Source organism: Hymenobacter gelipurpurascens, assembly GCF_900187375.1.
GTDB classification, from domain to species: domain Bacteria; phylum Bacteroidota; class Bacteroidia; order Cytophagales; family Hymenobacteraceae; genus Hymenobacter; species Hymenobacter gelipurpurascens.
Genome location: NZ_FYEW01000002.1, coordinates 1,209,289 through 1,221,598 on the forward strand (window position 1 = coordinate 1,209,289; position 12,310 = coordinate 1,221,598).

Here is a 12,310-nt window from a genome sequence, read left to right on the forward strand (position 1 = left end):
GCTCCAATCCCCGAAGCCCGCCCTCCATGATTCTTCGTTTTACCCTGCCCTTCCGTACCGAGTGGGGCCAGCGCCTGGTGGTTTGCGGTTCCCTGCCTAGCCTAGGCCAGTGGAATCTCGACCAAGCCCTTAACCTGCACTACAACCCCGATTTTGGGCTTTGGAGCCAGGCAATCAGCCTACCCGACAATCACCTAGGCCAGGTAGAATACAAGTATATCCTGCTGGATGAGCGCGACGGCGGCAAGCACTGGGAATGGGGACCGAACCGCACCATCGGCTACGATGCGCAGCGCTTCACGCGCATTGTGCTTGAAGACTTCTGGCGCCCCGCCGCGCAGCCCGAAAACGAGCTGCACACGGCCGCCTTCCTGAAAGCTCTGATGCGCCGCCCCGCCGCTACGGAGGCTCCGGCTACACCTGCCCTCACCAGTGAAGCAGTAGTTCGCTTCCAGCTTTCCGCCCCCCGCGTCGATCCGAACCACGTAATCTGCGTGCTCGGCTCCGACCCCGCTTTGGGTGCCTGGGATGCCAGCCAGGCCGTACTGCTTTCCGATACCGACTACCCTACCTGGTGCGCCGATGTAACCCTGGAAAATCCGGAGCAACTAGTGCAGTACAAGTACGGTATCTGGGAGCCGACGGAAAAAAAGATTCTACACCTAGAAGCTGGCGAAGACCGCCTCATTTATCCGGCCACCGACCGCCGCACCCTGCGCGTAAAGGCTGACGATAATTTCCGCTACCCCACCGGCAACTGGCGCGGGGCCGGCGTAGCCTTGCCCGTGTTTGCCATGCGCAGCCGCAGTGGCCTAGGCGTGGGCGAATTTCCTGATCTGAAATTGCTCGTTGACTGGGCCGTAGCTACCGGCCTGAAGATGGTGCAGGTATTACCCATCAACGACACCGTGGCTACCCACACCTGGGTTGATAGCTACCCCTACGCCGCTATTTCGGTGTTTGCCCTGCACCCGCAGTACCTGCACCTGCAGGCCATTGCGGAGCTACAGGATGCCGCCGCCCGCCAGGAGCTGGAGCAGTTGCGCGAGGAGTTCAACGCCAAAGACTTTGTAGATTACGAGCCGGTGATGAACGCCAAGTGGAAGTTCATCAAGCTTTTGTATCAGCAGGAGAAGGCAAAATTCCTGGCTGATCCAGAGTTTCAGGCCTTCCGCCAGGAGCAGGAGTCGTGGCTAGCCCCCTATGCGGCCTTCTCTGCCCTGCGCGACCGGTTCCATACCGCCGACTTCAGCCAGTGGCCCGAAGAGTTCCGGACGCCCGCCCGCGTAGCCGAGCTGACCGACGAAGCCGCTGTCGATTTCGACGAAGCTGGCATCCACTTCTTTACTCAGTTCCACCTCGATAAGCAACTACGCGAGGCAGTGGCCTACGCCCGCCAGCACGGCGTAGTGGTGAAGGGCGACCTGCCCATCGGCATCTACCGTCACTCCGTGGATGCGTGGACCCAGCCGGAACTCTATCACATGCACCAGCAGGCCGGCGCCCCGCCGGATGATTTCTCCGTAACGGGCCAGAACTGGCGCTTCCCAACCTACAACTGGGAGCGAATGGCCGAGGACGGCTACGCGTGGTGGAAACAGCGCATGAGCACCCTGGCCCGCTACTTCGACGCCCTGCGCATCGACCACATCCTGGGCTTCTTCCGCATCTGGGAAATTCCGGAGCACTCCGTGGAAGGCCTCCTAGGCCACTTCTCCCCGGCTCTACCCCTGCACCAGCACGAGATTGAACAGCACATCGGGTGGTTCGACTACGGCCGCCTCTGCGAGCCTTACATCCGGTGGCACATGCTGCAAAGCATCTTCCACGGTCAGGCCCAGCAGGTGTTCGATGAATTTATGGAAGATGCCGGCTGGCATGGCGCCATCCGTCTGAAAGAGCACCTACGCACCCAGCGTCAGATAGAGGCCTACTTCGACCAGCAGATTCTGGCAGACCCTAGCAACACTGACCACTACAAGTGGATCCGCACTGGCCTATACAAGCTGGTGAACGAAGTGCTGTTCGTGCCCGATGATCAACGCCCCGACCTCTACCACCCGCGTATTACGCTGCCCCTAAGCCAGTCGTTCCGGGAATTGGATGAGCAAACCAAGCCGCGCCTACAGGAGTTGTACTTCGATTTCTTCTACCGCCGCCACGAGGATTTCTGGCGCGAGCAGGGCATGGTAAAGCTACCCCCCGTCCGCTACGCTACCGATATGCTCATCTGCGGCGAAGACCTCGGCATGGTACCCGCCTCAGTGCCCGGCGTCATGAAAGCCCTCGGCATCCTGGGCCTCAACATCCAGCGCATGCCCTCCGACCCTGCGGTAGAGTTCGGCCACCCCGGCACTGCCCCCTACCTCTCCGTAGTGAGTCCCGGCTCCCACGACATGAGCACGGTGCGTGGCTGGTGGGAAGAAGACCGCGAGAAAGCCCAGCGCTTCTTCGAGCATACACTAGGCCACTACGGCCAGCAAGCCCCCCAGTTCTGCGAGCCCTGGGTTGCCCGCGAAATCACGGAACAGCACCTTGCCTCACCCGCCATGTGGGCCATTTTCCCCCTGCAGGATCTGCTTGCTATGGATAGTGGCCTACGCCGCGAAGACCCTTTGGAAGAGCAGATAAACGTACCCTCCAACCCGACCCATTTCTGGAAATACCGGCTGCACATCAACTTAGAAGAATTAAAACAAAAATTTGCATTTAACTCAGAATTAATAAACTTAGTACAGCAAAGTGCACGAGATAAAGTATACTAAATAGACTTGGACATTTTCCTAAAAAGGGAGCCTCACGATGCTGTGAGGCTCCCTTTTTTTTTAATCATTTCTGTCAAATCCAACTATCACAACTTTTTCGTAGAAGTTTATACGTTCCTTTGTGCCCACAAAAAACTGTCTTGAACCAAGATCCACAAATGGGAAGTTGAGACTAAAAACTCGACCATTTGCCGACATATCTACCCGATTCAGCGAAAAGGCCAGAGGTGAGTGATGCTCCAGCTTAGTTTTGTTCTAAGGCTCGGAATGATGACCAGCAACACACCATTCAAAAACATCCACATACAGTATTAATGAAAACACACTTACGCTTATTAATCATCTTGGCTAGTTGGATAGGGTTAGGTGGACCATCAGTAAAAGCTGAGGGGTCTAAAAACCTGACACCTGGCACCAACACTAATGCACTTACCGCCGCTACTAATGACCGTTGCGGCTATTTAGTACACAATTCTGATCAGCAATCAGCGCAGGTAGATGTATCGTATGGATTTTTAAAGCCTGCTAGCTGGGTGAGCCCTGTTGGGGTTCAGTTCAATCCCGATTATCGACTTTTTATCCGTTTGTTGCCTAATGAGAAGCTTTCATATGGTATACAACGAGCCAATGATCCAAACTTTACTACCAGCAATTATAAGGATCTAGTTTTGACGTTGCGTTATGGTACTGGCGATGGTAAAATTGTTAAGCAAAATACGCTCGCACGTAATCCTACAACCACATATTTACTAGGCACAAACCAGGCAGGAGTCATTGACGATTATACTCAAGCGGCGGCTGGTCCTTTACCTGCTACTGGTGGCTACCAGCCACTAGAATACACCAATAATACAGGAACTACCCAAGACTTTTTTATTGAGTTTACGCAGGCAGGAGAGTACACTGACCAAGGCACTCAACCGGGTTTTAACGACTTAAAGACGCAAGATGCTGCTTTTAATAACGGAGCAAGTGCAACAGGCAACCGTGTTTTCAGTGTCTATAACTTGTGGGATTTTACTGTAACGGGTACCGACAATCAGACTAAAAACGGACGTCTTTTTAGTAAGGCTTGGGCCTTTTCTTCTTTAGCTGCGACCAATCTGCTATCTAGTAAGTTTACGCTGTACCCGCTAGTAGAAAGTCGCTCTACAGCAAACAGCTATTACGTGAAAGCAATCGAGCTAGCTGGTCTGCGTCCGTATGCTTTCTTCTTCGTTACTAATGAGTTTGGTTCCACTGCCGCTACCGGCCGTACTTCGGTAGCCGATCGGCGCAAAAGTCAGAATGGTAACACTGCATATGCACAGTATCCCAGCTTCGTAAACGACCCTGACCCAACTATATGGCGTAGTGCAAGCATCCCAACAGCTTCTATTACTCCCCAGCCTTATTGCCGTAATGGTAATACAGAGGTAGCTTTTACCACTTCATCCACTGAAACTGGGCGCTTCGATATTAACATTACATATGGCGGTAACACCCGTACATTGAATACAGATGTAGTAGGCGGTTCATCCGCGACAATCATCTGGGACGGTTTAGTAAATGGTGTGCGTGTTCCAGCAGGACAAACCATCACTTATAGCTTCACAAATCGGGGGGCACCAGTCAATTTTCCTCTCTATGATGCAGAAAACAATGAAGGCGGATTTGTAGTGCGGAACATTCGTCCCTCAGCAGCAGGAGCTGACGCATTATACTGGGATGATACTAATATTACAGCCCTAGGTACAAGCAGTCTAAATGGCACACTCAGTCCAGCTCACAGTTGGGGCAATAATGATGCTACTACCCCTGGTAACGCTGCAACTGTAAATACGTGGACTTATGGGTTTGTTAGTGCCGCAAATAGCCTAACCTATATTACTGTAAACGTATGTGACAACGATGGTGACAATGTTCCAGATAATACTGATATCGACGACGATAACGACGGGATTTTAGATTTAGTCGAGGCTTTATCTGGCACTAGCAGCATTGACCCTAGTGCCTTTGCTGATGCTACCTCCCCTATTCGCTACCTTGACGTAGACTATGTGCATCCCATCTTTGGCGCCTTCCGCGATCTGAATAATAACGGGGTTAATGACATATTTGATACTGATGGTGATGGAATACCTAACCACTTTGACTTAGATTCAGATGGTGATGGCCTCACTGATTCATTTGAGGCTGGCAATACTAATCTTACGTGGGTTGGTAGTGGTGGCTCTGCTGGTACTACTAGTGGTTACTCAGTTGCACAAGGGCGCTTCACCAATACTCTTGGTTCATTATCAACTTCAGTTGGTAATAATGGATTACCAAACGCTGTAGAGAACCGCACAAATAACAACACTGAAGTATCTACTATCCGCTACACATTGACTGATAGTGATGGTGATACGTTTACAGCAAATAACCAGACTGCCAGCAATTATAATTTCCTTGATCTAGACTCTGATAACGATGGAATCACGGATGAGATAGAAGCTTTGGCTTCTGCCACTTATGCTACCCGTAAAGCCCAAACTAACTTTAACACGGACACAGATAAAGATGGTATTCGGGACGCCTACGATGGAAACGTTAACGGCGGCAACTCCATTACTACCCGAGTCGACACCGATCTAGATGGAGTAGCCGATATGTTTGACCTCGACTCTGATGGCGATAATGCAACCCGCACCACTCAGCCTATTTATAAACAGACTGCTGACTGGACTGAGGGTTTTGATGCCAATGGAAGTGGAGCAGCAGGCGATGAAATTGTAACATTGGCCCAACTCTTTGCAACTAATAATCCATTAAAAAGCAACTATTATTCTATCACTACTAATGGGGCTGGGTATGCTGCTACTACTCTATCGGCATTTTTGCAGGATTCGGACGGTGACAATATTCCGAACTTCCTTGATATACAGTCGACTTATTATCATGACGACAACTTCAATGGGTTGGTGGATATTTACGACCCCGCATACAGTGGGACAAGTTCTACCGCTCCAGGCTATACAAGTGCTTTAGCAGATGCCTACTTCCGTCGATCGGCAGTAGCAGTTCCCCTCCCTGTACAGCTAGCCAGCTTCATGGCGAAAGCCGTAGGCCAGTCGGCACAGCTGACGTGGCGCACGGCGCAGGAGCAAAACAATGACTACTTCGTGATTGAGCGCAGCTTCGACGGCAAGAGCTTCTCGTCGGTAGGCCAGGTAAAAGGACAGGGCACGACTTCCGTGGCTACCGACTACCGCTTCACCGATGCGCAGGCTGGACAGCAGGCACAGGGCCAAGTGGCCTACTACCGCCTGCGTCAGGTAGATACAGATGGCACGGCTTCTTATAGCTCCGTGCAGGCGCTTACGTTCTCCACTACCGTCGCTATCAGCGTGAAGCCTAACCCGGCTTCTGGTGAGGCTTCGCTGGAGCTGGGCACGCTGCCTGTAGGTCAGTACCAGGTAATGGTTCTGGATGTAACGGGACGCTCGGTATACCAGGCTTCGGCCCAGGGTGGCCAGGCAAAGGCACTGCCCGTAGGCCAGTGGCCGGCCGGCGTTTACCTGATCCGCGTTCAGGGACAAAACACTGTGCAGACGACGCGCTTAATCAAAGAATAGCGCGCTGCTCTTTTCTGACAATAAAAAAGGCTCCTGCACTTGCAGGAGCCTTTTTTATTGTCAGTTCCGCCGCCGATATGTCAACCAAGCAAGCACTTTAGAGGTATTAGCCCAACAGCTCTTACTTGCCTCCTATCTTATGCCAGCCACCTCCCCTCGTCACCGCGCTCCTGCTACGCCTGCTACTGATTATGATGTGATGATTGTGGGGGCCGGCAGTGCGGGCCTGAGTGCCGCGTTGGTACTGGGCCGCTGCTTGCGCCGCGTGTTGGTGTGCGACGGCGGCAAACCGCGTAACGCCCCTTCGCCCGCCGTGCATGGCTTTCTCACCCGCGACGGAATTCTGCCGGATGAGCTGCTGCGCCTGGGCCGGGAACAACTGACGCCTTATAAGACAGTAGAGGTGCGGGAAGCGCGCGTCACGCAGGTAGAGGTGATGGCCAAGTGCTTCCGCCTGACCGTTGAAGGGGCCACAGGCCGCAGCACCACCTATACGACCCGTAAGGTACTGCTGGCCACGGGCGTTGATGATGAGTTGCCGCCGCTAGATGGCATGCGCGACTTATGGGGCAGCGGGGTGCTGCACTGCCCGTATTGCCACGGCTGGGAAGTGCGCGACAAGCCGTTGGCCGTGTATGGCCAACATAAAAGCGTGACTGGCCTAGCCCTATTGGTCAGCCGCTGGAGCAAGGATATCATCGTGTGTACTGATGGCTGGAAAGGCCTCACGCCTAACGCGCGGCGGCGGCTGCGGCGGCAGGGAATTTCGGTACGAGAAGAGGAGCTAGATCGGCTGGTAGGCGACCAAAGTGGCGAGCTGAAGCATATCGAGTTCAAAACGGGTGAGAAGCTGGCTCGCAAAGCCGTGTTTGTACACGCGCACCAGCACCAGCGTAGCCCGCTGGCCGAACAGCTGGGCTGTGAGTTTTCTGAGAAAGGCGCTGTATTGGTTGATAAGGACCAGCAAACCTCCGTGCGCGGCTTCTACGCGGCCGGCGACATTACGCCCGGCACGCAACAGGCGCTGCTGGCCGCCGCCAAGGGCAGTCAGGCCGCCATCTGTATCAATGAGACCCTTACGCGCGAGGAGTGCCCGAAGTAGGATTTCAGCATCAGATCAGCCCTTAAAGCTTGGGTGCTCTGCCAGGTGGCGAGCTATAATCTGGCGGGCGTAGGCCACCTCTCAACGTGAATTTCGTAGAGGCGAGGAACAGAGTTTTGGGAAATTTGTCGGCGAGAAACCAGGGTTGCTGTCAGAACGTGTAACTTACTCGCTACCATATCCCTACTATCCGGCCCACTAATTTTCACGAAATGAAAACCGTTTACCTGCTGCTTTTGCTTCTGCTGCTGGTAGGCGTGAACCCTATTGTAGGTCAACAACTGCTGTTTAAAGGCCGCGTGACGGAAGCTGCCACGGGCAAAGCGGTTCCGTTTGCGTCGGTGTTTGTGCCGGGCTCCGGGCAGGGAGCTACGGCCGATGTGGAAGGCCGCTACGAGCTGAAAGCCACTGCCCCGGTTGATTCGCTGGGGGCTTCGGCTATTGGCTTCACCACGCTAAAAAAGCGCGTGAGTGGCCTAACCACTCAAACCGTCAATTTTGTGCTGGGCTCGGGCTCGGTTTCATTAGGCGAGGTAGTGGTGCGGCCGTATGAGAATCCGGCCTACCGGATTCTGCGGCGGGTGCAGGAGCATAAGCCTCAAAACAACAAGCGCAGTCTGGAGGCCTTCGAGTTCGACAGCTACAGCCGCACCGAGGTAGCGCTCAACAATCTGCCCGACCAGCTTAGCCGCCGCAAGCTGCTGCGCCAGATGGTGCAGGTAGCCGATAGCGCGGGCCTGCCCCGCGACGCCAGTGGTAAGCCCATTGTGCCTTTTTTTGCCTCCGAAGTGCTTTCGCACTACTACCAGCTCAACCGCCCGTTGCGTAAGCGCGAAGAAATCAGGAAGACGCAGCTGCACGGCGCGGCACCGCGGGAAGGCTCCGTTACTTCCCAGATTCTGGGCTCCTCGTTTCAGGACTGGGATTTCTACCCCAACTGGCAGCAGCTGCTGGGCAAGGATTTTATTTCGCCTATTGCCGAGGGCTGGAAGTTCACCTACGAATATGAGCTGCTGGACTCAGTGTTGGTAGGCCAGGATTACTGCTACCAGATTGGGGTGAAACCGCGCCGCCCGCAGGACCTGGCCTTTGTGGGCACCATCTGGATTACGGCCGACACATACGCTTTGCGCCAGGTAGATCTGGTGGTGAGCCCGGAGGCTAACCTCAACTTTATTGACCAGATCCGGGTGAAGCAGGAGTTGCTTCCCTCGGCGGCGGGGCCGAGCCTGCCCCGGCGCACGGCGGTGGTGGTAGGCATCAAGCCAACCAAAGGCAGCACCGGTATTCTGGCCCACCTCACCATCGTCAATACCAACTTCAGCGCCAACCAGCCTAAGCCGCTGGCTTTTTACGACCGCCCCCTGGAAACTGCCGCCGATGCGTTTGAGGTGCCTCAGGGGTTTTTCGAGCAAAACCGGCCCGACTCCCTGAGCCAGCAGGAGCAGGCCACGCTGCAGGTGCTGGACTCGGTGCGGCAGCTGCCGGCCATGCGCAACCTGTTGGAGGTGGCCGATATTGCGGTAAATGGCTACTACCGGGCGGGCAAAATTGACTGGGGCCCAATTCTTACGGCCTATAGCTTTAATAATATTGAAGGCAACCGCTTCCGAGTGGGCTTCCGGACCACGCCAGAGTTCAGCCGCGACTGGCTACTACGGCCCTACCTGGCCTACGGCACCCGCGACGGCCGCTTTAAGTATGGCCTTCGGGTGCAGCGCATTGTGGACCGCCAGCACTGGACGGTGGTGAACTTCGAGCACCGCCACGACCTCGATCAGGTAGCCCTCCTCGATAATGACTACGCCCTGGAAAACCCGCTGTTCGAGGCCTCGGCGCGCCTGGGCAACATCAGCTCCAGCCGCCCCCTGCGCCGCAACCTGACCACGCTGGCCGTGCAGACCGACTTGTTCCGAGGCTTCACGCAGCGCGTGATGTTCCGGCGCCAGAGCTTCAATCCGCTGTACCCGTTTGCCTACTACACCCAGGAGCAGCAACCCGGCTCTCCCACCGACGACCACTTCGACCTGTCGGAAATTATGGTGGAGTCGCGGTATGCCCGCGACGAAGTGCTGCTGCCTAACAACCAGAACCGCCGCACGGCCATTGGCCTGAAACGGTGGCCGGTGTTTACGGTGCGCTACACGGTAGGCCTTGATAAGCTGCTGGGCAGCGACTTCCGCTACCAAAAAATCAACCTACTCATTGACCAAAGCGTTCGACTAGGCCAGGTAGGGCGCGCCGATTACCGCCTTGACGCGGGCTACATTCCGAGTACGGTGCCTTACCCACTGCTGAAGTCGCACCTCGGCAACCAGTCGCCGTTCTACAATAGCGGGGCCTTTAACCTGATGCGCTACTTCGAGTTCGTGAGCGACCGGTATGTCTCGTTTCGGGTAGAGAACCAGTTCGATGGTTTCCTGCTCAACTCCATTCCGGCCATCAAGCAGCTCAACTGGCGCCTGGTAGCCACCGGCAATGTGCTGTGGGGCAGCGTGAGCGAGGCCAACCGCCGCATCAACCCCACCGAAGACCCTGTGAACGGCGGGCCGCTGCCCTCGTTTCAGTCGTTGGGCCGCACGCCGTATGCCGAGGTGGGCTACGGCGTGGAGAACATCTTCCGGGTGGCCCGCGTAGATTTCATCCATCGCCTCACGTACCGCAACTCGCCCGGAGCGCGTACCTTTGGGGTGAAAGTGAGTTTCCAGTTCAAGCTCTAACCATCAGACTGCCAACTAGTGGCGCGAATTTTGTGCGCCGCAATTGAATCAAAAAGGCGGTTTTCTTGTAGAAAGACTCAATATGCCCAAGTACGAAGTTGCCAACCTGTCTCTGGCGGAAGCCACCCGTCATGCCCCCTTCGTGGATTACGCCCGTTGCGTTGATGCCAGCCAGCGCCCCTACAACCACGTAGGCGACTGGCCCGAAGAAGGCCACCTCTACCCCGTTCGGGTAGTCGATTCTCACACCGAAGGCATTCCTTTGGTGCACGTTCTCGGCTTCGAGGGTGAAGCCCCGTATTACAACGCCTATGCGCCTCACCGTTTCGAGATGCTGCTGACCGTTTGGCTGAACTAAGCCTGACCTAGTAGCTACTGTTAAAGCAAAAAGCCCGGCCTTCTCCTAGTGAGAAGGCCGGGCTTTTTTGTGGTGATATACAACCGTTGTTTCCTCATAACGTCATGCTGAGCGGAGTCGAAGCATCTCTACCTCTGGCTAAATTACTGGCCTAGAAAGCGGTAGAGATGCTTCGACTCCGCTCAGCATGACGTTTCATATCAATTTCACAGAAGACAGTGGCCTAGCGCTCCAGCTTGAAATCGGGGTCTTGGGTTACGCGCTGGGGCGTGGCCGATACGGCCCAGCCGGTGGCATACATCCAGCGCGTCATGCGGGTGAGCTTTGCCACATCAATGCGCGAGGCCTCGTCGCGGGGCGTGTGGTAGTCGGGGTGCAGCAGTGTGGTGAAGAACAGGGACGGAATGCCGGCGCGGGCGTAGGGCAGGTGGTCGGAACGGAAGTACCAGCCTTCGGGGTGCTTGGCGTCGTCCCAGGAGTTGTCAAGAGTGAATTTGCTGACACCTTGATTCGCTTTCAGCGCCATATCTACCAGCGCCTGGGAGTTGCGGTGCGGAGCCGTGGAGCCGAGCAACGCCGCCGAATCGGGGGCGTTGCGGCCCATCATGTCGCCATTGAGCACGGCCACAATGGACGCCTTTGGCACGGTTGGGTGATCAACAAACCAGCGGGAGCCCAGTAGGCCACGCTCCTCGGCGCCATGCCACACAAATAACGCCGAGCGGGCGCCCGGCCGCTGTTTCCAGGCCCGCCCGATGGCCAGCAGGGCCACGCTTACGGTGGCGTTGTCGTCGGCGCCGTTCCAGATGGAGTCGCCGGCCACGGGCGTCCCGATGCCGTCGTGGTCGTGGTGGCCACTGAACAGCACGTTTTCCTTGCGCAGCTCCGGATCGGTGCCCGGCACGCGCGCTACCACATTAATGGAAGGATACTCGAAATCATTCATGCCCAGTTCCGCCTGAAAGCGGGCTTTGGGCGCCCGCAGTGCGGCGGTCAGGCTCTGTCGAACCAGCAAAACCGGAATCGGGGCGGCCGGCACCGGCATAGACGGCAGCAGGTACTGCCCATCCTGGTAGCGGTGGCCTATAAACTCCAAACTGGGCTCAGTAGGCGCATCGGCCACCAGAATAATGCCCGCTACTCCACGCAAACGCAGCGCAGCACCCTGCTGACCGATAGCGGCCAGAGCATAGCGCATGCTCCGTAGGCTGATGTTGGCGACGGGCAGCGGCGTGGGCGGCACCAGCGGCAGAGCCACAATTTTGCCGCGCAAATCACGGCGCACCGTGTCGGCCAGGGAGTTCAGCCAGACAACGGGCCCATCGAGGCGGGCATTGATGGGGGCGGTTATCCAGGCTTCCTTCCAAAGCCCCAGCGTCCGGCCATTGAGGCTCATGCGCGAGGTAGCAGCCACCGTGATGCGGCGCAGGGGGTAGAACTGAAAGTAGGTGCCATCGTCGCCGGCAGGCTCTAGGCCAGCGGCGCGGGCGCGCTCAGCTACCCAAACGGCGGCGCGCAGCTCATCGGCGGTACCGGCACGGCGACCCCGCATACTGTCGCTGGCTAGTGAAAAAAGGTCGCGCCGGATTTCGGTTTCCCGGATGGCTTCCAGGGCTGGTGGGGCAGTAGGACCGGCCACGCCGGTGCTAGCCGACGGTGTTTTGGCGCAGCCGCCCAATAGGCCTAGCGCAAGAGCCGCGCCCGGCAACAGAGTAAGAAAACGCATAGGCAGAGGGGAAAAGTGGCCTAGAGCCAGTAGAAGACGACAA

Annotated in this window: 6 protein-coding genes; 5 read left to right on the forward strand and 1 reads right to left on the reverse strand. The window is 56.2% G+C overall.

The features are described from left to right. The first annotated feature begins 26 nt into the window (after positions 1-26). The 5 genes from CFT68_RS16965 to CFT68_RS16985 all read left to right on the forward strand — a co-directional run bounded on the left by CFT68_RS16965 (position 27) and on the right by CFT68_RS16985 (position 10,541). Positions 27-2,765, forward strand: a complete 2,739-nt coding sequence (locus tag CFT68_RS16965; protein ID WP_088844709.1) for a 4-alpha-glucanotransferase — start codon at positions 27-29, stop codon at positions 2,763-2,765. 314 nt (positions 2,766-3,079) lie between these two features. Then, positions 3,080-6,361: a T9SS type A sorting domain-containing protein gene (locus tag CFT68_RS16970; protein WP_088844710.1), complete on the forward strand. Its 3,282-nt coding sequence runs from the start codon at positions 3,080-3,082 to the stop codon at positions 6,359-6,361. Positions 6,362-6,500: 139 nt separating this feature from the next. Then, a complete protein-coding gene (locus CFT68_RS16975; protein ID WP_088844711.1) occupies positions 6,501-7,463 on the forward strand; it encodes an NAD(P)/FAD-dependent oxidoreductase in 963 nt (320 codons plus the stop codon). Between the two features lie 212 nt (positions 7,464-7,675). After that, positions 7,676-10,183 carry a DUF5686 and carboxypeptidase-like regulatory domain-containing protein gene (locus tag CFT68_RS16980; RefSeq protein WP_088844712.1) on the forward strand — a complete coding sequence of 836 codons (2,508 nt, stop codon included), beginning with the start codon at positions 7,676-7,678 and terminating at the stop codon, positions 10,181-10,183. An 82-nt stretch (positions 10,184-10,265) separates the two neighbouring features. After that, on the forward strand, positions 10,266-10,541 hold the full coding sequence (locus tag CFT68_RS16985) for a hypothetical protein (RefSeq protein WP_088844713.1): 276 nt from the start codon (positions 10,266-10,268) through the stop codon (positions 10,539-10,541). Between the two features lie 223 nt (positions 10,542-10,764). On the opposite strand, the gene CFT68_RS16990 is transcribed toward CFT68_RS16985, so the two are convergent. Continuing rightward, positions 10,765-12,267: a M28 family metallopeptidase gene (locus CFT68_RS16990; protein WP_088844714.1), complete on the reverse strand. Its 1,503-nt coding sequence runs from the start codon at positions 12,265-12,267 to the stop codon at positions 10,765-10,767. Between the last annotated feature and the right edge of the window lie 43 nt (positions 12,268-12,310).